We start from the raw sequence: 22797 nt of genomic DNA, 5'->3' as shown, positions 1-22797 counted from the left end.
AAAAAAAAATCAGAGTAAGTTCTACAGTGGTAAAAAGAAGAAACATACGCTAAAAGCACAAGTGATCTATCATCCGAACAGCAAACAAATCATAGGGCTAGATATATCGAATGGCAGTCAGCATGACATTAAATTGGCAAGAAGAACGGTTAAAAAATTCAAACATTGTAAATATGTTATGACCGATTTAGGGTACTACGGATTAGAGCAAGATGGCTTTAAATTATTGATGCCAATAAAGAAAAAGAAGAATTTACCCTTATTTGATGTTGAGAAAAAGTACAATAAAATGATTGGAAAAATACGAGTTGTGATCGAACATATTAATAGTCAATTGAAAACATTTAGAATATTAAGTGAACGCTATCGAAATAGACGGAAAAGATTCGGTTTACGCATTAACTTAATCGCTGCACTGGTAAATCGGATGAACTTGCAATAACGACTTTCGCAAGAGGTCTATTAAATTTTAGCTCTTTAAAAATGACAAAAGCTAAAACAGTCAAGCTTGGCCAAAGGTAGTTCACAATGCTGACTTCAATCGCTTGTTGCGCTGTCTTTGAATAGGCAAGTGCAAACGAAAAGCAGAGTTCATAAGCGATAAATAAAATTGCACCTAAAATTAAATATTTTTTAGAAATTAACTTAAAGTTTGGCACTCTAAAAATAATAAGCAGTAACAACGCACTTAGTGAATAGATCAGTGTAATGCCAACATCTGGTCCAATCACGGTCGTAATATGTTTTACAAAACCCACCATAGAGGCCCACATCAGGATGGCACTTAAACCAATCAATGTTGCTAAATTTTTTGACATAAGAAATAAATGAACTTAGTTGAACACCTGAGCTACAGTGAAAGTTAAAATAATTAAAGTAAGTCAGGGTAAAGGAATTTTTAATTAAAAAATAGGCACGGATAGATAATTACCTAATAAATGATTATCAGCAAACATAAATACTTTAGATAATTAAACTAAATCTAAGGCATCAATTTATAGCTAAGCATTAAAGTAATGCTAAACGTCTAGAAAACACCCAGTTATGTATTAAAAGTTTAAAAATATAGCCGTTAATGCCGAGCACAGTTAAATAAATAAACTATAAGTCTCTCTCCTAAAGCATTACCCTGTGCATATTGCGAAAAAATAAGAAATGGAGATAAAAGATGCTTACACGTTTTTTACTGCCGACTTTAGGTACTACCGTTGTATGTGTACTTGCAGGATGTGCTTCATCCTCTCAATATCCAATTACCGAGAGTTACGGTCCAGAACCAAAGTTACCTGAACCAAAAACAAGCTTAATTCCAACCGTAAATATAGCACCAGCGAAGGGCTGGCCTAGTGGTGTTGCACCAACTCCGGCAGAAGGCTTAAAGGTAAAAGCATTTGCTAAAGGACTTGAACATCCACGTTGGCTCTATGTATTACCGAATGGTGATGTATTGGTCGCTGAAACAGATGCTCCGCCTAAACCGGAAGACAGCAAAGGCATTAAAGGTAAAATTATGAATTTCGTGATGAGACGAGCAGGATCATCTCATCCGAGTGCTAACCGTATTACTTTACTTCGTGATACCAATGGAGATGGAATAGCTGACCAGAAAACCGTATTTCTTCAAAATCTAAATTCACCATTTGGTATGGCACTGGTGGGGAACTATTTGTATGTTGCCAATACAGATTCACTTATGCGTTTCCCTTACCAAGAAGGCGCAACCAAAATTACTGCCAGTGGTACTAAAGTACTAGATTTACCGGGGGGGCCTTTAAATCATCATTGGACCAAAAACGTCATTGCCAATCGTGAAGGGACAAAGCTCTACATTACCGTCGGCTCCAATAGTAATGTAGCTGAAAATGGTTTAGATCAAGAAAAAGGTCGCGCACAAATTATGGAGTTTGACATCGCAAGCGGTCAGTCACGTCCATTTGCAACTGGACTGCGTAATCCAAATGGTATGGCTTGGCAACCTCAAAGCGGTAAACTTTGGACGGTTGTAAATGAGCGCGATGAAATTGGTAGTGACCTAGTACCTGACTATATGACCTCAGTTCAAGATGGCACTTTTTACGGCTGGCCTTATAGCTACTATGGTCAACATGTAGATGTACGTGTAAAACCACAAAATCCTGAAATGGTGGCTCGGGCAATTAAACCTGACTATGCATTAGGTAACCATACTGCTTCTTTAGGTCTCGCATTTTATGCAGCTGAATTGATGCCACAATTTAGAGGTGGGGCGATCATCGGTCAGCATGGTTCATGGAACCGTAAGCCTCATAGTGGTTATAAAGTTATTTTTGTACCATTTAGAAGTGGTCAGCCTTCTGGTCCACCGCAAGATATTTTGACGGGATTTTTAAGTGATAAAGGCAAAGCGTATGGGCGTCCAGTTGGGGTGGCAATTGATTTTTCAGGAGCTGTGTTAGTTGCAGATGATGTCGGTAATACGATTTGGCGTGTTTCACCAGTTGCTGAAATAACTTATGAGAGTCCAACCCAGCAAACCATTAGTAGTTCAGTGATTCAACCTTAAAAAGGTTGGACAGAATAGGCCTATTTTATGCAAATATTACGGTTATCTGATTATCCTCAATACAAAGAAATGGCTGCACAGTGGTTCTCTGAAAAGTGGCAAATCCCTGTGGAAGCCTATCTTGAGAGTATCCAGATTTCCATTGATCAAAAGCATGCTATTCCACAGTGGTACATTGTTTTAAATGAAAATAAGCATTTAATTGCTGGAGCGGGAGTCATTGATAATGACTTCCATGAGCGTAAAGATTTAACCCCAAACTTATGTGCTTTATTTGTAGAAGAGACCTATCGAAACCAAAACGTTGCAAAACACATTTTAGATTTTGTACGTGAAGACTTGAGTAATCAGGGTATCCAAACACTTTATTTAATAACGGACCATACCGAATTTTATGAAAAATGTGGTTGGCGGTTTTTAACGTTGGTAAAGGATGAGGAAGGCGAGATGGTACGTATGTATGTAGCAGATACCTAGAATTTAAATAGCCTCATTAGAGGCTATTTTTTTATGGCTTATTTATTTTTAAAATTTTTAATAATCATCAGAAGGGCAACCAGTGACAATAAGATAATAAAACCAATATAACTATTTGCCGTACTCATCAGCCCAATTTTACCTACAAAATACCCCGCTAAAATTGCAGGAATACTAAAAGCCAAATAACTTTCAACAAAAAAAGCAGCCATAAGGCCCGCACGTTCTTCAGGAAGCGCCAATGGCATTACACTACGAATGGCCCCCATAAACGCCGTACCAAAACCAACTCCAGTAATAATAGAACCTAAAAATAGAACTACAGCATTGGTTAGGTTAATAGCTATGAATAAGACAATAGCACCGATAGCAATCGAGAGCGTACCGGTTAATAAAATACGGAAATTTGTCGACTTCCTAAGCGTTAATATACCTATCGCACCGGAAAGGGCGAGCGCCATAAACATAATCCCGTTTAACCATGCCGATGACGTGTGGAAAATTTTTGCCAGTAAAGATGGCATAAGTGATAGGAAGAAACCACTGACCATCCAAAGTGCAATGTTAATCGGGCTAATACTCAATAAAGCGCTTTTTGTTTGCGGAGGAATAGCCATATTGGGTTTTAATGAAGCAAGTGCCCCGGATCTTTTTTGTGCGGTTTCTGGAGTAATAAAACTTAAAATTAGTTCACAAATAAGAAGAAAACATAAGAACTCAAAAACAAGCTGTAAGGGATGGGCAGAGAATTGCAAAATAGAACAAGTCAGAAATATACCAACAGCCATGCCTATCATTGGTGCAATACTATTAATCAGTGAGCCGTGAAGTTTACTAAAATCTAAAATTGCTGCCCCTATAGCTGAAACAGCAAGCCCTGTTGCGATTCCTTGTAGGCCTCGTGCAATGAATAACATTGAAACATCTGAAGCAAATAAGAAAAAGCTCATTGAAATAATTTGCAGGGAAATAGCTGCAATAATGACTGGGCGGCGTCCAATATAGTCTGACAAAGAACCAATAATGAGTAATGAGCCAAGTAGCGTAAAAGCATAGGTTGCAAAAATTAAAGTCAGTGTGACTGGTGAAAATTGCCAGAGCTGTTGGTATAGGCGGTAGAGTGGGGTTGGTGCACTAGATGCAGCCATAAATGTCATGAGCGTAATTGTATTGAGTGTCAAAGCACTCGCGGCATCTAATTGAAAAACAGCTCTTGACCGTTTTGAACTTGAATTGTTCATAGAACATGAATAACATAAAAGCGAATATTTAGCTTTTATACATTATTTTTACACTAAAGCAAATCCTTAGCTTTAGTGTATTTTGTATATAGATATAAATATTTATAAATTTTTCGAGACCTTTACAGAGTTTATAAATGGCAAAAGTTGTTACTGGATTACGCCCTGGTGGCCGTAGCGAAAGAATACAAACCGCGGTACATAATGCTGTAAAAGAATTACAAAAAGATTTCGAGCAAAGCCAGATTACCATTCCAATGATCGCTTCACAGGCGGGAGTAACACCTTCAACTATTTATCGTCGATGGGGAGACATCAATCAGTTATTTTCAGATGTAGCTTTAAATGAACTTAAACCTGATATGGAACCCAAAGATTTAGGTTCGTTTAAACAAGATATCACAGCATGGGTTGAGCAATATTTTGAAGAATATGCTTCCGAGGTGGGACAAGATTTATTACGAGATGTTCTGTATACATCAAATTCGGATTCTAATGCACGTATGTGCGAAAGTTTAATTATTCAGCAACTCGACATTATTCAAAATCGTGCAAAATTACGAAATGAGTTCACTATACCGAACCAAGAAATTATCGAAACTGTAATTGCACCCATGTTATTTCGGATTCTATTTACTAATCAGGAATTAAATTTAGATTACGTACGTAGTCTTTTAAAACGACTATTTATTTAAAATCATAGAAATATGTTCGTCTTTTTAGTTAAAAATGGCTCATTTAATTAGCCTAAGCATATAGGTTTTTGTTTTTATTAAACAATTAAATATCAATATTTCTTATTATTTAAAAATTAAATTCTCATAATTTAGAATAAATATGAATTTATTTTAATCATTTATTTTTGAAATGATAATTTTATTCATTATAAAATTAATACTGAAAGCATTTAAGGAAGTTTTAAATAAGTTAAATTCTATAATAAACATAAGGTTATTGAGAAATTTAATTATTTTTAAGAAATTTAATTTTTTAAAAATGCCGTAAAATAATTGTTTTGTATACAAAAATATACATGATTTTTGAATTTAACATTTTTTAAATTTATGACACAGGGTGTTTTTTATTCTTTACAATGGCTTCACTTCCTTTAAAGCAGCTTGTGGTGCACGCTTTATATTTTATTTTTTTATCCCCATCGAACAGGTATTTAGATAATGGATTTCAATACCCTTGACCAAGAAACGGTACAGAAAAAACAGAAGTTTCACCAAATTTTGTATGTACAGGTCATTTTTGCAATTATTTTAGGCGTTTTAATAGGTCATTTTTACCCTGAACTTGGACAAAGCTTAAAACCACTTGGTGATGCATTCATCAAGATCGTTAAAATGATTATTGCTCCCGTAATCTTTTTGACCGTGGTTACTGGTATTGCCAGCATGACGAACATGAGTCGAGTTGGGCGTGTGACTGGTAAAGCTATGCTATATTTCATTACTTTCTCAAGTCTTGCACTTGTGGTTGGTATGATTGTGGCAAACATCATTCAACCTGGTAAAGGCCTAAATATTGATCCAGCGACCTTAGTCAGCGATAAAGTAAATACTTACGTTGAGAAGGCTCATGCTACCAATATTACTGACTTCTTCATGAATATTATCCCGCAAACACTGGTAAGCCCGCTTGCTGGTGGTGAAATCTTGCAGGTTCTATTTGTGGCGGTGTTATTTGGTATTTCTTTAGCTGCTTTAGGTGATCGTGCGCGTCCAATCACTGATTTCCTAAATAACCTTACTGCTCCAGTTTTCTACTTGGTTGGCATGTTAATGAAACTTGCGCCAATTGGTGCTTTTGGGGCTATGGCATTTACTATCGGCGCATATGGGATCGAATCAATTGGTAATCTATTACTGTTGATTATGACTTTCTATATTACAGCTGTGCTGTTTGTATTAATTGTTCTAGGTGCTGTGGCACGCTATAACGGCTTCTCAATTATTGCTTTGATTCGTTATATCAAAGACGAGCTTTGGTTGGTTTTAGGTACAAGTTCATCTGAAGCTGCTTTACCTTCCCTCATGGATAAAATGCAAAAAGCAGGTTGCGAAAAATCTGTAGTGGGCTTAGTCATTCCTACAGGTTACTCATTTAACCTTGATGGTACTAATATTTATATGACCATGGCTGCTTTATTTATTGCACAAGCATGTAATGTAGATTTATCCATTAGTGAACAGCTTGCATTACTTTTAGTGGCAATGGTGAGTTCAAAAGGTGCAGCAGGGGTAACGGGCGCAGGCTTTATTACACTGGCCGCTACTTTGTCGGTTGTTCCATCTGTACCAGTGGCAGGTATGGCGCTGATTTTAGGTATTGACCGTTTTATGTCTGAGTGTCGTGCTTTAACTAATTTAATTGGTAATGCATGTGCAACAATTGTTGTTGCTCGTTGGGACAAGGCTCTGGACAAGGACGTTCTAGATAAAGCATTAGGAAAATCTAAAACGAATTAATTAATTCATTTTTTAATTCGAAATAAAAAACCTGTAGCAATTGGCAATTTGGGAGAGGCGCCATGCTACAGGTTTTATTTTATTTAGTCGAAAATTTAATTTAAAAAAACTATCTTCTATGTAAATGCTTAATTATGGGAGGTCAGTATAAAATTTCTCACAAACTCTCATATAGATCTACTTTGAAAGCAGAACTTTTGAGGTGCCTATACTATAAATAGTATGTGCAAGAATAGTTCAAGCTTATGCTTTTAAATGATCCTCAAACTCTTCACCTAATTGCATCGCTAAGGCATTACCAGCCAAATCACAAGTGACTAAACCATACTCTTTTTTAAAACTGAAAGTGAACCCTTTTCCATCGGCAAGATTTTTAACCGAATATCCTAATTTTTCTAACCAAATACGGAACGCAATTAAATTTTTAGCTTTAACAACCTTTTTCACGTGAGAACTCCTTCTATCCGTGTCTTACACCTTATTTATTAATAGGGATTTACTAAGATTTTTTAAAGGGGGAAAACTTTGTTTTATTTTGCAACTTGTAAAAAAAGTAATAGAGATAAACCAATCTTCTTCATTTTATGAATTTATTCAGTTTTTGTGTAATCATTTTTATCACTAATAAAATTTAACTATTTAATTTTTATAATTATTTTAAAATATTAGAATTAGAGTAAATTTTAATCAAAACAAATTAATTTAAAATCAATAAATGTAAAAAATAATTTCATGAAACACGCCTTATTCAAAAAGATACAGTTCTTAAAATTAAACTGTATCTTTATATAAAGCCAAAAAATTAGAAATTATCTTTTAAACTACGTAATTGAGCGAACTCATCTACACTTTCAGCACGTAAAAATGGATTGGTTGCCAACTCAAGTTCAATACTACTTGGTAGGGTAATTTTACCTTCCGTGCGAAGCTTACGAACTTGTTCTGCACGTTCTTGTAAGGCATGATTTTCAGGTTCTACGCTTAAAGCAAACTCAGCATTAGAAAGCGTATATTCATGTGTGCAATAGACTCTGGTTGTGGTTGGAAGGGCAGCAAGACGATTTAATGAGTGATACATCTGTTCTGCCGTACCTTCAAATAGTCGGCCACATCCCATTGCAAACAAAGTATCTCCACAAAAGAGCGTATTCAACTCTTCAATAAAATAAACAATGTGTCCTAAGGTATGACCAGGTGTTGCAATAATCTCTGCTTTTAAATCATTAAACTTTAGATGGTCATCATGTTGAAGAGGATGGGTAATACCAGGAATTTTACTTAATTCGTCTCTTGGACCATATACAGCTAGAGTGGAATTTGCCATTAAATCTGCAACGCCACCAATATGATCTTTATGCCAATGTGTAAGCCAAATTTGCTTTAAAGTTAAATGATGCTCATCACAAAATTGAGTGACTAACTCAGCCTCTGTTGGATCAACTGCAACAGCTTCATGAGTTTCAGTATCTTCTAAAATCCAGATATAGTTTTGTAGGGCATTTTGCACATCAATAAAATGAATTCTATAACGCATTGTTTTTATCCTGAAACTAAATCCAAAGAGTAAATGATTAATCGCTAATTCTGATGATAACAGAAAATGCTATTAAGCCACGTACTCAACTGTTTGGTGACAGAAACTTCTAAAAACAAAAAAAGCTCCCGTTTAGGGAGCTTTGATTTGTATATAAATGATTTAACGTATCTTAGAGAGCCAGTTGCCCAAAGTCTGTACAATCTGTACTAAGAGCAAGAGGATAATCACTGTTAAAATTACGACGCTTGTATCAAAACGTTGATAACCATAAGAAATTGCTAAGTCACCAATACCCCCAGCACCAACCGCCCCAGCCATAGCAGTCGCGCCGATAAGGCTAATTGTAGCAGTTGTTAAGTTCAAAATAAGAGAACTGCGAGCTTCAGGTAAAATAAAGCGTGAAATAATCTGCCAAGGTGTTGCACCCATTGCTTGAGCAGATTCGATAATTCCTTCATTTACTTCAAGTAGGGAAGTTTCAATGAGCCGTCCCATATATGGTCCAACATAAATTGTTAAAGGAACGATTGCTGCCCAAGTACCAATTGATGTACCTACCAAGAACTTGGTGAGAGGAATAACTGCAATAAGCAAAATAATAAATGGGAGCGAACGCAGAGCATTCACAATTGGGTTGAGTAAATGATAAATGAATTTATTTGGCAAGATACCTTCTGGGCGAGTTACAAGCAGGATAATCCCTTGAATGAAGCCCCAAATACCACCAAATAAAAGCGCAAAGAACACCATGTGAAAGGTTTCTTGTAACGCAGTTACGAACTGGTCCATAGAAAGAGAGCTATGCCAGAAAGGTTGAGTCAGTTGAGTTAACCACTGTACGATTAAATCTCTCATACTTGATCTCCTGACTGAACTACACTTACTTCATTTTTCTCTAAAAACTCGATCGCTTGACGAATCAACTGTGGATCACCTAAAAGCTGTACAAACATTTGACCAATCACTGTGCCATTAATTTCAGTCATATTGGCAAACAAGATATTTAAACTAATATCAAATTGTTTAATAAGTGACTGAATCACAGGTTCTTGAGCGGAACGGCCTAAAAATTGTAAGCAGTAGATACTATGGTGATGCTGATTTTCTAGTTGATTTAGAATATTAACTGGCAACTGCTGATGTAAAACAGTTTGTATAAAGTTTTTAGTCGTTGGATGCTGAGGATTGCTAAAGATATCAATAGTTGAGCCTTGCTCAATCACTTTACCAGCTTCCATAACAGCAACATGGTCACAAATGGATTCAATTACATCCATTTCATGAGTAACCATGACGATGGTAATTTTCTGTTCTTGATTGATTTTCTTTAAAAGCTCTAGAACAGATTGAGTAGTTTGAGGATCTAGGGCAGATGTGGCTTCATCACATAATAAAATTTTAGGATGGTTTGCTAAAGCACGCGCAATACCGACACGTTGCTTTTGACCGCCAGACAACTCATCTGGATAAGCATCTTTTTTATGCTTAAGATCAATAAAATCTAATAACTCATTTAAGCGCTTTTCTCGTTCTGCCTTTTTGTAATTTAGCAGACGCATTGGCATTTCAATATTTTCAGCAACGGTTTTGGTTTGAAGCAAATTAAAATGCTGAAAAATCATACCAATATTTGCACGCTCCTGACGTAATGAACGCGCATCCAAAGCAGTGAAGTCCTTTTGATTAATGATAACCTGACCTTCGTTTGGTCGTTCAAGTAAATTAATCAGGCGAATTAAGGTACTTTTACCTGCACCACTATAGCCAATGATGCCGAAAATACTGCCCTCTGGAATCTCTAAATTGATTTGATCAAGTGCGCGTATGGTTTGGCTTTTGAGCTGATAGTGCTTTGAAATGTTTTTAAATTGAATCATATCGTCAGAAACTATGCTGGAAAGAAAAAACAGGCAAAGAGAATTTGCCTGTTTCACGTTGGGGCTATTATATTACTATTTAGCTTCTGAGAGATAGCTGATTGGTTGATCTACGTCAACTTTTGTTCCACCAAAGTGTTCTTCAACGTATTTTTTAACAGCTGGAGTGTGGTAAAGCTTACCAACTTTTTGCAGAACAGGATCATTTTTACGTGATTCAGCAGTTGCTAAAACGTTAACATTGAGTTTTGTACTTTGGTCAACAGGTTCAAAGAAAATAGAATCTTTGAGGACGTTTAAACCACCTTCCATTGCTAAGGTGTTACCTAATGCAACGGCATCAACTTCGTCTTTAAGACGCATTGCAGTAGCCATTTGAATTGGTTTGATATCGATCTTTTTAGGATTTTCGATAACATCAATTGGACTACCTTGAGCAGGGTTAAAGTCAGCTTTAAGTTTGATTAAGCCAGCAGTTTGTAATAGCAGTAAAGCACGGGCTTCGTTGGCAGCATCATTTGGGATTGCAATAATTGCACCTTCTGGAAGCTCTTCAACTTTTTTGTATTTACTTGAATAAATACCCATTGGCTCAAGATAAGTGGTAGAAACTGCCGCAATCTTATCTGGGTTTGAGTTATTAAATGCAACAAGATAAGAATAAGACTGGAACGCGTTCAAATCTACTTCTTTATTTGCAATCGCTGTATTCATTGAAACGTAGTCTGTGAAGTTTTTCACTTCTAACTTCAAACCAGCAGCTTGAGTTTCAGGTAGAGTTGCAATATAACGCCAAATATCAGCATCCGAACCTGTAGAGGCAATCACTACCTTTTGTACTTTAGAACTATCATTGTTTTGTTCGGATTGTGGAGCACTTTCTTGTTTACCACATGCTGTCAATAATACTACTGACATACTTAAAAAAAGACTGATCAGCTTTTTCATTTAAAAAAGTCCTGATTGAGAAGATACAGAACAATATTTATTGCTCTATATCCACATGAAAAGGGAGGAGTTGGAATTACAACTAGTCTAAACTCTGTTATCTTTTTCTGGGGTTCCATAATTTGCTTGCATATTTTGGCTATTCCAAAGGGTAATTGTTTAATAAACAAAAACTGTTTGCCCAAACAGTTAATCCCCAACGGTAGTCAAACGAGCGTTCATAAATCTAGAACATTAAAAAACTCTCTACAGGCATAATTTGTAGAGCAAGTCTCTATGGAAATTATTAAAACAGCAGTGTTTGTTGACAGTCACAACGTTGCGCTAATGATAACAATAAAAATGTGATTGATATAGAGGACTTTTTTCTATTTGTTGATATCTTAAGAAATCTCATAAAATTTATGTATTTTTCTTATAGTAGGTACGAAATGAAAAACTCCCTAATTAGGGAGTCTTTTCATTTTTTAACTTTTACTCAGCTTTTTCACGAGCAATAGCACGGTAACCGATGTCGCTGCGGTATTGCATACCTGTGAAGGTCACTTGTCCACAAACTTCTAAAGCATTAATTTGTGCTTCAAGAACGCTGTCACCTAGAGCAGTTACGCAAAGCACACGTCCGCCAGAAGTCACAATGTGGCCATCTTCACGAGTAGCAGTACCTGCATGGAAGATTTTAGTATCTTCTGGTGATTGACCAATACCTGAAATCACATCGCCTTTACGCACGCTGTCTGGGTAGCCTTCTGCTGCAAGTACAATACCGATTGACTTACGCTCATCCCACTCTGCTTCGCTTGGTAAGTTACCCGCGATACCTGCTTCAACCAAATCAACAAGAGATGACTTTAAGCGCATCATGATTGGTTGAGTTTCAGGATCACCGAAACGGCAGTTAAATTCGATTACGCGTGGTTGACCTTGTTCATCAATCATTAAACCAGCATACAAGAAACCAGTGTAAACATGACCGTCAGCAGCCATACCATCAACAGTTGGACGCATAATTTCAGTCATCACACGTTCAAATACGTCTGGAGTTACAACTGGAGCAGGAGAGTAGGCACCCATACCGCCAGTGTTTGGTCCTTGGTCGCCTTCAAAAATACGTTTGTGATCTTGTGAAGTTGCCATTGGTAAAATATTTTTACCATCAATCATACAAATGAAAGAAGCTTCTTCACCAGCGAGGAATTGTTCAATTACAACACGTGAACCTGCATCACCAAATTTGTTGCCTGCAAGCATGTCATCAATTGCTGCAAAAGCTTCTTCGTTGGTCATTGCAACGATGACACCTTTCCCTGCCGCTAGACCGTCAGCTTTAATTACAATTGGTGCGCCATTTTTTTCAACGTAAGCTTTCGCTGCATCAACTTCAGTAAATACTTCGTAAAAAGCAGTTGGAATGTTATGGCGTTTTAAAAAATGTTTAGCAAACGCTTTTGAGCCTTCAAGCTGCGCTGCATATTGAGTAGGACCCCAAATTTTTAAACCAGCTTCACGTGCAGCATCTACTACACCATTTACTAATGGTGCTTCTGGACCAACAACAATCAGCTCAACATTATTTTCTTTAGCAAAAGCAATAATTGCAGGGTTGTCCAAAATATCAAGTTGGACGTTAACGCATTTTGCTTCTGTTGCCGTTCCGGCATTACCAGGCGCAACAAAAACTTGAGTAACTTTGGTATCTTGCGCGATTTTCCATGCTAAAGCATGCTCACGACCACCACTACCTAAAACTAAAATATTCATTTTTAATTTGTTCCTTAACTTTAATCCTTTTTCATCCCCCTCTATTTCTCGAAGTGGAGAGATAGTTCCATTATTGTGGAAAACCCTCCTGAATAAAAGGAGGGTTAGGGAGGACTAAATTTAAATTAGTGGCGGAAATGGCGCATACCAGTGAAGACCATTGCAATACCAGCTTCATCAGCTGCAGCAATGACTTCTTCATCACGCATAGAACCACCCGGTTGAATGATACATTTAATGCCAGCTTTAGCTGCATTATCAATACCGTCACGGAACGGGAAGAATGCATCAGATGCCATAACAGCGCCTTCAACAACTAAACCAGCATGTTCTGCTTTAATTGCAGCAATACGTGCTGAATTAACACGGCTCATTTGACCCGCGCCTACACCAATAGTTTGACGGTTTTTTGCATAAACAATAGCGTTTGATTTTACATATTTCGCAACTTTCCATGCGAAAATAAGGTCATCAATTTCTTGTTCAGTAGGAACACGTTTAGTAACTACTTTAAGATCATCTTTAGTGATCATGCCCAAGTCTTGGTCTTGAACAAGTAAGCCACCGTTAACGCGTTTATAGTCAAGTTGCGGAGCACGTGCATCAATTGCAGGTAATTCGCCACATACTAAAACACGAACATTTTTCTTCGCACCAGTTACCTCAAGTACGCCATCAGCAATGCTTGGAGCAATAATAACTTCAACGAATTGACGGTCAACAATTGCTTGAGCAGTTGCAACATCTAACTCACGGTTAAATGCAATAATGCCACCGAAAGCAGATTCTGGATCTGTTGCATAAGCTAAATCATAAGCAGCTTTAATGCCGTCTAAAGAAACCGCAACTCCACAAGGGTTAGCATGTTTTACTATGACACAAGCTGGTTTAGCAAATGATTTAACACATTCAAGTGCAGCATCTGTGTCAGCAATATTGTTATAAGACAATTCTTTGCCTTGTAATTGTTTTGCTGTAGAAACAGAAGCTTCTTTTGCGTTTGCTTCAACATAGAAAGCAGCAGATTGATGTGGGTTTTCACCGTAACGTAAATCTTGTGCTTTATTTAATTGAGTGTTGAACGTACGAGGGAATAAATCAGCTTCACCTTCGGTCTTACCAACGCGAGCGCCTAAGTAAGAAGCGATCATACCGTCGTATTGAGCTGTATGTTCAAATGCTTTAACCGCTAAATCGAAGCGTGTTTCATAAGAAAGTGAACCTGTAGCTTTTAATTCGCTAATCACTGTATCGTAATCTGAAGTATTTACAACAATACCTACAGAGGCATGGTTCTTAGCAGCAGCACGTACCATTGTCGGACCACCGATGTCGATATTTTCGATAGCATCAGCAAGTGAGCAGTTAGGTTTAGCAACTGTAGCTGCAAATGGATAAAGGTTGACAACAACTAGATCGATTGGATCAATGTTGTGTTCTTGCATAACTGCTTCGTCTAGACCACGACGAGCTAAAATGCCGCCATGAATTTTTGGATGTAGTGTTTTTACACGGCCATCCATCATTTCTGGGAAACCAGTATGTTCAGATACTTCAACAACAGCAATGTTATTATCTTTAAGCAACTTGTATGTGCCGCCTGTAGATAATAATTCTACCCCTAAAGCCGCAAGGTTTTGAGCAAATTCGACAATTCCTGTTTTGTCTGATACAGAAATCAAAGCACGTTTAATAGTCATGATGTTCAAGTCAACAATTTCAAGTCTACGGATTAAAACCAATTAGAAGCATAAAAAAATGCCCACGACGTCGTGAGCATTTTATCATTTATTCACTCATTAAACCGTGAGCTTTTAACTTTTTGCGTAAAGTGCCGCGGTTTAGTCCAAGAATCTCTGCGGCACGTGTTTGGTTGCCACGAGTATATTCAAGAACTACAGATAAAAGAGGTTTCTCCATTTCTGCTAGCACCATGTCATATACCTGAGATGGTTGCTCACCTTGCAATTGTGCAAAATAATGACGAACTGCGCGATCCACGTGGATGCGAAGAGCAACATCAGATTGTGCAGTAAAAATAGGAGATTTGCTATTCATGCGAGTTAATCCGAAAATCAAATACTAGCTTGGGTAAAGTAGTATATAAATGTGGTCTAAAAATACGGAGTCCTGTTTTAGATCCTAAAACAGTGACTCTAAAACATAAGAACAATTAGCTTGCCATAAATCTTCGTATTGAGTAAAAAATAAGCGTAACAATAGTTAAATATTTGTTACAGCCCCCTCAAAAACAAAAAAAGTTAGGCTATGCGCTTAATTTAGAAAAGCACACATGCTTAACAGTATATTTTTTGAATTGAGAGCGAGGAGTATATGAGTCAAAGCTTTCGTGGCGCGTATCATACCATTGTCTAGGAAAAAGTGAGCAAATTAACTGCATTTTTTTTTATTTTTTTTTCACTTTTTTTACAAATTAGGGGTGGACAATTTCTAATCGATAATTTACTAGGCTTTTTTTGCTTTTATTTAAATCAAATTGAAATTTAAACGGTGTATTAGTTGGGATACGTTGAATGCCTCGTAAATTTTCAACCAAGTATTGTTGAGGAGTAAAAATGATCTCTTCTTGATTGCCTTCTTGACCAAAACTTAATTTTAGGTTTGGTAACTCAATACTTTTATTATTTTGATTGACTAGAACCCCAGAAAATCGAGTATGTTCTATATCTATTCTACGTAGCTTTACCTTTTCTATATAAAGAAGTTGATATTGTTCAGCTGACTTACTGCAGTGCAGTATTTGACAGACATAATTAAATGCATGGCTAATAGCAGGGCTTTGCTGCATAAGTTTTGGGTTGAACCAGAGAATCTGAAAAGTAAAAACTAAAATCAGAATCAGATTCGCAGAACTCCAAAGTGTATAGTACAACCAGCTATGCTTTTTACCATTATCCTGTTCGGGTGAAGTTGCTTGTTCAGCTAAGTTGAGGTTGGGAAGAGCATTGATGGGCTCGTTGTGGAAGTAATTTAAATTATTTAAATATGTCAAAAGATCAATATTAGAGTTTTCAACTTTCTGATCAAAGATATCTAACACATGAGAATGTGTCATATATCGTGTTTGAATCGAGCCGTCAGCTAAAACAGATGAGTTTGTTGCTTCTGGGAGCTCAATGTTAACCAAGTTGGTAAGAGCATTAAAATTTAAATTACATTTAGGGCAACAAACCATACCCTGAGCAACAGTTAACTGGGTAAGAGAAACTTTATAAACTGTTAAACACTTAGGGCAGCGGGTTTGTTTTTCATTCATGAGTTAAATAATCTCAATTTATTGTTTTACGTTTTCCTGAAATGCGGCACCAGTTTTCTTCGCGCTTTTCGACATCTAATATATCAAAAAATTCAGAATAAACACCTGAAACATCAGCTACTTGCTCTTCAATTACACCAGCAAGTGCGAACTTGCCATCAGATTTCAATAATTGTGCAAACTCTGGCGCAAGTGCCATGAGCGGTCCTGCTAAAATATTTGCAACTAAAACGTCTGCCTGTTGAGGTTTGAATTCTTGATCGAACTCTTCAGGGAGACCCACATATAGGCGGTCTAAAACCCCATTGAGTTCTGCATTTTGTTTTGTCGCAAGAACAGCTTGAGGGTCAATATCTGTCGCATAGACTTTTTTAGCACCTAATAATAAAGCTGCAACGCCTAAAATGCCTGAACCACAACCATAATCAATAACGATTTTATCTTTTACATCGGTTTTACCTAACCATTGTAAACATAAGAATGTACTTGCATGGTTACCTGTACCAAAAGCAAGGCCTGGATCAAGTTTAATATTAGTCGCATCTGCTTCTGGTGGTTCTAACCACTCAGGTACGATCCAGAATTTTTCCCCAATTTGAATCGGTTCATAATAATCCATCCATGCACGTTCCCAAACTTGGTCTTCAAGTTCTTCATGACGCATAGGTACATCTGGAAGTTGAGCTTTTAAGAAAGCTTCTAAAGTGTCAACATCAATTGGGTCTTGTTCGTCTTGTTGATAAATACCTGTAACAATAACTTTATTCCATAAAGGTGTTTCGCCTGGTAATGGTTCAAGCAAAGCCTGATCTTCAGCATCATCCAGCGTTACGCTTACCGCACCTAGAGACATTAAAAGTGTTTCTGTGAATTCAACTTGTTCTTGATCAACGGTAATGTGTATTTGTAACCACTTCACGAAAAGGACCTAAAAATTTTATTTAAAGGTGTATTGTAGCCGACTACAATGGTTTAAAAAAGAAAACGGCCCATCTTTAATGGACCGCTTTTTGAAAATTTCGCTGTGTTATAGAAAAATTAAAACTTTTTTCTATACCTTAGATTCAAACTATATTAGGGAGCAGGGGCCTTAAATTGTAGTTTGCCATTTTCGTTTGGTTGGCAAGTACCATTGAAGGTTGCACCATTATGGCTGTAAGAAACCCAATCACCCTGACGTTTTTTAGCACAAGCTCTCAGTTCTTTTTGCGTTACTGATGTACCTGACTCTGCAGCATGCTTGCTTGTTTTAGCAGTATGACTCGATTTAGTAGTATGAGTCGATTTGGCATTATGATTAGTCGCAGCGTGGGTCAACGTTACGCCTGAAAAACAAAGGAGAGATGCAGTTAAGATTTTTAACATGGTCGTTTTCATTTTGTGTTCCTTCTCGTTGCGTTAATTTTAAAGTCGTAGAAGTGCTGTACGTTTTTTATTCTAGAATGAAAAATTTTTAAAAACATTCACTTTGTATTGAATTCCTGAAACAAAATGTCAAAACATGTGGTGTAGCGTAAATCATGTGATGACAATTTTGTAATTATGTACATCAATAAGCAGATAATTTTGCTATAATGTTCCGTCTTTTTTTTCTGGTGTTTTTGTACTCATGCACTATCCTAAAGTTTATGATGTTATCGTTATCGGTGGCGGTCACGCAGGTACGGAAGCGGCACTTGCTGCGGCGCGTATGGGACGACAGACTTTGCTTTTGACCCATAACATTGAGACTTTGGGTCAGATGAGCTGTAACCCAGCAATTGGTGGTATTGGTAAATCACACTTAGTACGTGAAATTGATGCACTTGGTGGTGCAATGGCATTAGCTGCCGATAAAGGCGGTATTCAATTCCGTATTTTAAACTCGCGTAAAGGTGCCGCAGTGCGTGCAACACGTGCTCAGGCAGACCGTGTTCGTTATAAAGCTGCTATTCGCGAGACATTAGAAAACCAAGCAAATCTTGATATTTTCCAACAAGCGGCTGATGACCTGATTGTGGAAGGCGATACCGTTAAAGGTGTTGTGACCCAAATGGGTATTCGCTTCGACGCAAAAACTGTTGTGTTGACTACAGGTACATTCTTGGGTGGTGTTATTCACGTTGGTTTAGAAAAATCAAGCGGTGGTCGTGCAGGAGATCCTCCTTCTATTGCTCTTGCTCAGCGTCTTCGTGAATTAAAACTACCAGTAGGTCGTTTAAAAACAGGTACTCCACCGCGTATTGATGCCCGTTCAGTTGACTTCTCTGTTATGACACCACAACCAGGTGACTTCCCATCTCCAGTGATGTCATTTATGGGGGATGCTTCAATGCATCCTGAACAAGTGAACTGCTATATCACACATACCAATGAAAAAACCCATGACATTATCCGTGGTGGTTTAGATCGTTCACCAATGTATACCGGGGTTATTGAGGGTGTAGGTCCACGTTACTGCCCATCAATTGAAGACAAAATTCATCGTTTTTCTGATAAAGACTCACATCAGGTGTTTTTAGAGCCAGAAGGTCTTGATACACATGAGCTTTATCCAAATGGTATTTCGACTTCATTACCATTTGATGTTCAGTTTGAACTTGTACGCTCAATTCGTGGTATGGAAAATGCCCACATTTTGCGTCCGGGCTACGCAATTGAATATGATTATTTTAATCCGCAAGCATTGAAATTTACCCTTGAAACCAAAGCTATTAACGGCTTGTATTTTGCTGGTCAAATTAATGGTACTACCGGTTATGAAGAAGCTGGTGCCCAAGGTTTACTTGCAGGTCTAAATGCTGCTCGCCGTGCGTGGGAGCAAGAAGAATGGACACCGAAACGTGACCAAGCTTATATGGGTGTATTGGTTGACGATTTGATTACTTTGGGTACGAAAGAACCATACCGCATGTTCACTTCACGTGCGGAATATCGTTTGATGTTGCGTGAAGATAATGCCGATCAACGTTTAACAACTATTGGTCGTGAGCTTGGTTTAGTTGATGATGTTCGTTGGGCTGCTTATTGTGAAAAAATGGAAGCAGTTGAACGTGAAACATCTCGACTACAGCATTTGTGGGCAGCGCCTAATAACCCCATGGGTAAAAAGTTTGTCGAAATGACTGGTGCTGACTTGAGTAAAGAATGTAGTGCGATTGATTTACTCAAACGTCCTAATATTAGTTTTGCTCAAATCGCAGAACTTACGGGTTCAGAAGTTTCAGAACAAGTGGGTGAGCAAATCGAGATCGCGGTTAAATATGAAGGTTATATTAACCGTCAGCATGAAGATGTAGCTCAGTTAAAGCGTCTTGAAGAAACCAAGATTCCTGCCGATTTTGATTATGATGTTGTTTCAGGTTTATCTCGTGAAATTACTCAGAAGTTAAAAACTGTGCGTCCGGAAACATTGGCTCAAGCAAGTCGTATTCCTGGTGTTACCCCAGCTGCTGTTCAACTTGTAATGATCACGATTCGTAAAAATAACATGATCAAAAAAACAGCTTAATCATTTAAGTAATGAAAAAAGCCCAGTTAAGACTGGGCTTTTTTATTTTCTGATCAAAAAATATATGGAAACTTCCTAAGGAAGAAAATAGATTTCACTTCCTTTTTTTCTTATTTCACATGTTTTAAAACGAACGTTATATTGAATTCACGTTCAAACAAGAGGGCTTTAAACATGACAATGAAATCAATTCGCTATAATGGATATGATTTGGCATGCCAATGCTCATGTTCAACATAGCGCAAAAGAAGAAGCAGATCATTTTGGTGGAGGAGAACAGAATGATCTGAAAATAAATAAAACTATAAATACCAATATAAAATTAAGAAAATTATTATTCAAAATCTAAAGAGAACCTGACGGTTCTCTTTTTTATATCTAGTCATTTGTTATCAGGTTCAATTTCTCGTACTGCATTGTGTACTTGAACTGGTTCAATATGGAGCAACTTTTTACCGAAACTTCGTAACCACCAGACGAGTTGAGATGTAAAAGGAACAGTCGCCGTAACTTCGACAATGTTTTCTTCAATTGGAGTAATTGTCTGATCTTTACTTAACTGACTTTCATAAAAAGTTTTGGCAGTTTGTTCAGTCATGGTTAAGGTGAGCTGTATCAATTCAGTAGGTTGGTTGTAGTCTACCCTGAAACCTAAAGCACCCGAGTCAATATAGTGATCAATATCAAAATTAACGGGATGGAGCGCACGACTTTCTAAAACCTTAGCGGATTTGAAGCGGTGTAGGGCAAAGGTTTGTACTTCGGTTTTATCATGGCGGGGGCAAATTAAATAAATAACAGCACCTTTTTGGACCAATGCAAGCGGATTTAAAATATAAGTTTTATCTTCGCCTTGATTTACACGGGCTTGATAAACACACTCAATTTGTTTGTCTTGCAGTAAGCCTTCGTAAATTGCTTGTTGAGCAGCACGGTCGACTACAGGTGGAATCAGTGGTTGGCTTGCTGGCACAATACGGACACGATTAATCCATTGTCTTACATTATTTTGTGTAGACAGACTACGTTTTGCTAAGTCAAACCAAGGACCCATCTCATCAAGTAGACTTGGTGGGAGCAAATGTTTGAGATGTTCTTCAACCATCATAAAGGTTACTGCTTGAGAGCTTGTCATATGCGGTAAGCTTTGAATTGGTGCATCTGATTGCCACCGCCAGCCTTGAGGCACAGCTTTATTACTTTCAATTGGAAAACGCTGAGCAATTTGATTTAAATCACGCTGAATTGTCCTTAAACTGATTTCGATACCTTCACGCTCAAGCATTTCTTGCAATTCTCGAGTCCCGATCCATTTACCGGTAGGAAGGCGAGATAGAATCTGCCACTGGCGATATAAACTATTTGAAGTTTCTTTTTCTATTACAGACATAAGCGTAATACATCTATATCCAATTGCTTTGGTGTCAACACAATAAAAAAACTTTACACATTTAGCAAGTTTGTCAGATTCGGTTTATGGCACCTTTTACAATCAATGCTAAAATTTAAAAGAAAGTTATAACAACGAAAGCCAATAAGCATTATAGATATATAAGTGGCACTGAAATTGCTTATTTAAAAATGAAATATAGATAAATGATAAGACGAGGTTGCTATGTCAGAACAAGAGAAAGACCTACAAGCCGATATTGATTATTTTTTACAAGAGCAGGCGACCACCGCATTACTTAACCAGACTTCGTTTATGGACAATCTTTCGGTACAAACGAACTTATTTGAACAACTAAAATCGCAGTTTTTTAACGAAATGCTAGACGATGTGACATTTAACGGTGCTGCTTCTAAAAAAATTGAGCAATGGTTGAGCATTCGAACTTTAGATGAGCTTAAGCAGTTAAATGCGGAGGCCAAACAACATTTTCTCTATCACGGTATTACATTTAATGTTTACGGCGATAAAGAGGGTGCAGAGCGAACCATCCCTTTTGATTTAATCCCGAGAGTAATTGAAAAAAAACAGTGGGAGAAAATAGCAGCTGGATGTGCACAGCGAGTTAAAGCTTTAAACTATTTTTTAGATGATATTTATCATGGACAACATATTTTAAAGGAACAGTTAATTCCAGAAAATCATATTATTTGTCATGAGGCTTTTCAGCCACACATGCTCAAGCATAAGCTTAAAGGTAAAATTTATTCTCAAATTAGCGGTATAGATATTATACGAGATGGCGAAGGTGAATTTTTTGTACTAGAAGATAATTTAAGAACACCTTCTGGCGTCTCTTATATGATTGAATGTAGAAATATTAGTCAGCAACTCATGCCTGAACTTTGTGCTGCAAATAATTTGCAAGGCATTGAACATTACCCAAGCTTATTAAAAGAAATACTTCAAGAAAACTCAGAGGTTGATTGTCCTTTTATCGTAGTTTTAACACCAGGGCGTTTTAATAGTGCTTATTACGAACATGCCTTTTTGGCGCGTGAAATGGATGTGCCACTGGTTACTAACCGAGATTTATTTGTAGAAAATGATCAAGTTTTTGTAAAAACAATTCGTGGACGTCAAAAGGTTGATGTGATTTATCGTCGGTTAGATGATGATTTTTTAGATCCGCTTGCCTTTAGACCTGATAGTGCCCTAGGGGTAGCAGGTCTTATGTCCGCTTATTTACAAAAAAATGTAGTGATTGCAAATGCACCTGGTACTGGTGTAGCCGATGATAAATCGATTTATCCGTATGTTGATCAGATGATTCAATATTATTTAGGTGAAACACCAATTCTGAAGAATGTCCCTACTTATCAATGCCGCGAAAAAGAACATTTAGACTATGTATTGTCTCATCTAGATCAATTAGTGATTAAGGAAGCTCAAGGATCTGGTGGTTATGGCATGTTAATTGGTCCTAAGGCGAGTTCATGTGAAATTGATGAATTTAGAAAAAAATTGATTGCTACACCGCATGAATATATTGCACAGCCAACATTAGCTTTATCTGTTGCACCGACTTTAACGACATCAGGAGTGGCTGAGCGCCACATCGACTTACGTCCGTTTGTATTGAGTTCCCCATATCGCACTGAAATTGTACCGGGAGGCTTAACACGAGTGGCCATGCAAGCAGGATCTTTAGTCGTAAATTCCTCCCAAGGAGGAGGCATTAAAGATACATGGGTCGTTGAAACGCTACATTCCTAATAGTCGG

General features: G+C 37.4%; 20 protein-coding genes and 2 pseudogenes. 8 read left to right on the top strand and 14 right to left on the bottom strand.

Features of this window, described 5'->3' with window-relative positions; genetic code table 11:
- A pseudogene (locus tag J576_RS19815) lies at positions 1–442 on the top strand (IS5-like element ISAba27 family transposase); the annotation flags it as partial.
- Between the two features lie 19 nt (positions 443–461).
- Here the strand turns inward: J576_RS19815 and J576_RS13615 are convergent.
- Positions 462–818, bottom strand: a pseudogene (locus tag J576_RS13615) (drug/metabolite transporter permease); the annotation flags it as partial.
- A 350-nt stretch (positions 819–1168) separates the two neighbouring features.
- Here J576_RS13615 and J576_RS13610 point away from each other — a divergent pair.
- The gene (locus tag J576_RS13610; RefSeq protein WP_002049095.1) at positions 1169–2542 is read left to right on the top strand and encodes a PQQ-dependent sugar dehydrogenase; all 1374 of its coding nucleotides are present in this window, start codon (positions 1169–1171) and stop codon (positions 2540–2542) included.
- Positions 2543–2569: 27 nt separating this feature from the next.
- Complete coding sequence (locus J576_RS13605) at positions 2570–3019, top strand: GNAT family N-acetyltransferase (RefSeq protein WP_002049215.1); 450 nt, start codon at positions 2570–2572, stop codon at positions 3017–3019.
- 38 nt (positions 3020–3057) lie between these two features.
- Here the strand turns inward: J576_RS13605 and J576_RS13600 are convergent, their stop codons facing one another.
- Positions 3058–4260 (bottom strand): MFS transporter, encoded by a 1203-nt coding sequence (locus J576_RS13600; RefSeq protein ID WP_004708026.1) that lies wholly within the window; start codon positions 4258–4260, stop codon positions 3058–3060.
- Positions 4261–4397: 137 nt separating this feature from the next.
- On the opposite strand from J576_RS13600, the gene J576_RS13595 reads away from it, so the two are divergent.
- Both J576_RS13595 and J576_RS13590 read left to right on the top strand, forming a co-directional pair.
- Positions 4398–4955, top strand: coding sequence for a TetR/AcrR family transcriptional regulator (locus tag J576_RS13595; protein WP_002049198.1), 558 nt, complete (start codon positions 4398–4400; stop codon positions 4953–4955).
- Positions 4956–5435: 480 nt separating this feature from the next.
- Positions 5436–6734, top strand: a complete 1299-nt coding sequence (locus J576_RS13590) for a dicarboxylate/amino acid:cation symporter (RefSeq protein WP_002049225.1) — start codon at positions 5436–5438, stop codon at positions 6732–6734.
- Positions 6735–6977: 243 nt separating this feature from the next.
- Here J576_RS13590 and J576_RS13585 read toward each other — a convergent pair whose 3' ends face one another.
- The 11 genes from J576_RS13585 to J576_RS13530 all read right to left on the bottom strand — a co-directional run bounded on the left by J576_RS13585 (position 6978) and on the right by J576_RS13530 (position 17511).
- Positions 6978–7181, bottom strand: a complete 204-nt coding sequence (locus J576_RS13585; protein WP_000758190.1) for a hypothetical protein — start codon at positions 7179–7181, stop codon at positions 6978–6980.
- 355 nt (positions 7182–7536) lie between these two features.
- A complete protein-coding gene (gene gloB, locus J576_RS13580) occupies positions 7537–8268 on the bottom strand; it encodes a hydroxyacylglutathione hydrolase (protein ID WP_002049279.1) in 732 nt (243 codons plus the stop codon).
- 162 nt (positions 8269–8430) lie between these two features.
- The gene (locus tag J576_RS13575; RefSeq protein WP_002049205.1) at positions 8431–9126 is read right to left on the bottom strand and encodes a methionine ABC transporter permease; all 696 of its coding nucleotides are present in this window, start codon (positions 9124–9126) and stop codon (positions 8431–8433) included.
- Positions 9123–10148 carry a methionine ABC transporter ATP-binding protein gene (locus J576_RS13570; protein WP_002049347.1) on the bottom strand — a complete coding sequence of 342 codons (1026 nt, stop codon included), beginning with the start codon at positions 10146–10148 and terminating at the stop codon, positions 9123–9125. Before J576_RS13570 ends, J576_RS13575 begins: the two co-directional genes overlap by 4 nt.
- Positions 10149–10223: 75 nt before the next feature.
- On the bottom strand, positions 10224–11096 hold the full coding sequence (locus tag J576_RS13565; RefSeq protein WP_002049318.1) for a MetQ/NlpA family ABC transporter substrate-binding protein: 873 nt from the start codon (positions 11094–11096) through the stop codon (positions 10224–10226).
- Positions 11097–11570: 474 nt separating this feature from the next.
- Positions 11571–12857, bottom strand: a complete 1287-nt coding sequence (purD, locus tag J576_RS13555) for a phosphoribosylamine--glycine ligase (RefSeq protein ID WP_002049217.1) — start codon at positions 12855–12857, stop codon at positions 11571–11573.
- 125 nt (positions 12858–12982) lie between these two features.
- Positions 12983–14557 carry a bifunctional phosphoribosylaminoimidazolecarboxamide formyltransferase/IMP cyclohydrolase gene (gene purH / locus J576_RS13550; RefSeq protein WP_002049272.1) on the bottom strand — a complete coding sequence of 525 codons (1575 nt, stop codon included), beginning with the start codon at positions 14555–14557 and terminating at the stop codon, positions 12983–12985.
- Between the two features lie 88 nt (positions 14558–14645).
- A complete protein-coding gene (gene fis / locus J576_RS13545; RefSeq protein ID WP_001086304.1) occupies positions 14646–14915 on the bottom strand; it encodes a DNA-binding transcriptional regulator Fis in 270 nt (89 codons plus the stop codon).
- Between the two features lie 376 nt (positions 14916–15291).
- Positions 15292–16134: a zinc-ribbon and DUF3426 domain-containing protein gene (locus tag J576_RS13540; RefSeq protein WP_002049309.1), complete on the bottom strand. Its 843-nt coding sequence runs from the start codon at positions 16132–16134 to the stop codon at positions 15292–15294.
- Between the two features lie 13 nt (positions 16135–16147).
- The gene (prmA, locus tag J576_RS13535; RefSeq protein WP_002049320.1) at positions 16148–17053 is read right to left on the bottom strand and encodes a 50S ribosomal protein L11 methyltransferase; all 906 of its coding nucleotides are present in this window, start codon (positions 17051–17053) and stop codon (positions 16148–16150) included.
- A 155-nt stretch (positions 17054–17208) separates the two neighbouring features.
- Positions 17209–17511, bottom strand: coding sequence for a hypothetical protein (locus J576_RS13530; RefSeq protein ID WP_002049150.1), 303 nt, complete (start codon positions 17509–17511; stop codon positions 17209–17211).
- A 232-nt stretch (positions 17512–17743) separates the two neighbouring features.
- Between J576_RS13530 and mnmG the strand changes: the two genes are divergently transcribed.
- Positions 17744–19624: a tRNA uridine-5-carboxymethylaminomethyl(34) synthesis enzyme MnmG gene (mnmG, locus tag J576_RS13525; RefSeq protein ID WP_002049310.1), complete on the top strand. Its 1881-nt coding sequence runs from the start codon at positions 17744–17746 to the stop codon at positions 19622–19624.
- Positions 19625–19823: 199 nt separating this feature from the next.
- Positions 19824–19973 carry a hypothetical protein gene (locus tag J576_RS20215; RefSeq protein ID WP_002049353.1) on the top strand — a complete coding sequence of 50 codons (150 nt, stop codon included), beginning with the start codon at positions 19824–19826 and terminating at the stop codon, positions 19971–19973.
- A gap of 33 nt (positions 19974–20006) precedes the next feature.
- On the opposite strand, the gene J576_RS20340 is transcribed toward J576_RS20215, so the two are convergent.
- Entirely contained in the window at positions 20007–21014 is a 1008-nt protein-coding gene (locus J576_RS20340; RefSeq protein WP_031983318.1) for a helix-turn-helix transcriptional regulator, read from the bottom strand.
- 225 nt (positions 21015–21239) lie between these two features.
- On the opposite strand from J576_RS20340, the gene J576_RS13515 reads away from it, so the two are divergent.
- Positions 21240–22790, top strand: a complete 1551-nt coding sequence (locus tag J576_RS13515; protein ID WP_033855631.1) for a circularly permuted type 2 ATP-grasp protein — start codon at positions 21240–21242, stop codon at positions 22788–22790.
- The last annotated feature ends 7 nt before the right edge of the window (positions 22791–22797 follow it).

The organism is Acinetobacter sp. 766875 (assembly GCF_000582055.1).
GTDB lineage: Bacteria > Pseudomonadota > Gammaproteobacteria > Pseudomonadales > Moraxellaceae > Acinetobacter > Acinetobacter nosocomialis.
Note: the sequence above shows the minus strand (reverse complement) of the source record. Positions and strands in the feature narration are given on the sequence as shown.

Bases quoted from the DNA above. Each gene is read 5' to 3' on its own strand.
- J576_RS13595 (WP_002049198.1), top strand. From the start codon at position 4,398: ATGGCAAAAGTTGTTACTGGATTACGCCCTGGTGGCCGTAGCGAAAGA.
- J576_RS13605 (WP_002049215.1), top strand. From the start codon at position 2,570: ATGCAAATATTACGGTTATCTGATTATCCTCAATACAAAGAAATGGCT.
- purD (WP_002049217.1), bottom strand. From the start codon at position 12,857: ATGAATATTTTAGTTTTAGGTAGTGGTGGTCGTGAGCATGCTTTAGCA.
- J576_RS20340 (WP_031983318.1), bottom strand. From the start codon at position 21,014: ATGTCTGTAATAGAAAAAGAAACTTCAAATAGTTTATATCGCCAGTGG.
- J576_RS13515 (WP_033855631.1), top strand. From the start codon at position 21,240: ATGTCAGAACAAGAGAAAGACCTACAAGCCGATATTGATTATTTTTTA.
- purH (WP_002049272.1), bottom strand. From the start codon at position 14,557: ATGACTATTAAACGTGCTTTGATTTCTGTATCAGACAAAACAGGAATT.
- J576_RS13575 (WP_002049205.1), bottom strand. From the start codon at position 9,126: ATGAGAGATTTAATCGTACAGTGGTTAACTCAACTGACTCAACCTTTC.
- J576_RS13530 (WP_002049150.1), bottom strand. From the start codon at position 17,511: ATGAAAACGACCATGTTAAAAATCTTAACTGCATCTCTCCTTTGTTTT.
- J576_RS13540 (WP_002049309.1), bottom strand. From the start codon at position 16,134: ATGAATGAAAAACAAACCCGCTGCCCTAAGTGTTTAACAGTTTATAAA.
- J576_RS13600 (WP_004708026.1), bottom strand. From the start codon at position 4,260: ATGAACAATTCAAGTTCAAAACGGTCAAGAGCTGTTTTTCAATTAGAT.
- mnmG (WP_002049310.1), top strand. From the start codon at position 17,744: ATGCACTATCCTAAAGTTTATGATGTTATCGTTATCGGTGGCGGTCAC.
- J576_RS13610 (WP_002049095.1), top strand. From the start codon at position 1,169: ATGCTTACACGTTTTTTACTGCCGACTTTAGGTACTACCGTTGTATGT.
- J576_RS20215 (WP_002049353.1), top strand. From the start codon at position 19,824: ATGGATATGATTTGGCATGCCAATGCTCATGTTCAACATAGCGCAAAA.
- gloB (WP_002049279.1), bottom strand. From the start codon at position 8,268: ATGCGTTATAGAATTCATTTTATTGATGTGCAAAATGCCCTACAAAAC.
- fis (WP_001086304.1), bottom strand. From the start codon at position 14,915: ATGAATAGCAAATCTCCTATTTTTACTGCACAATCTGATGTTGCTCTT.
- J576_RS13590 (WP_002049225.1), top strand. From the start codon at position 5,436: ATGGATTTCAATACCCTTGACCAAGAAACGGTACAGAAAAAACAGAAG.
- J576_RS13565 (WP_002049318.1), bottom strand. From the start codon at position 11,096: ATGAAAAAGCTGATCAGTCTTTTTTTAAGTATGTCAGTAGTATTATTG.
- J576_RS13570 (WP_002049347.1), bottom strand. From the start codon at position 10,148: ATGATTCAATTTAAAAACATTTCAAAGCACTATCAGCTCAAAAGCCAA.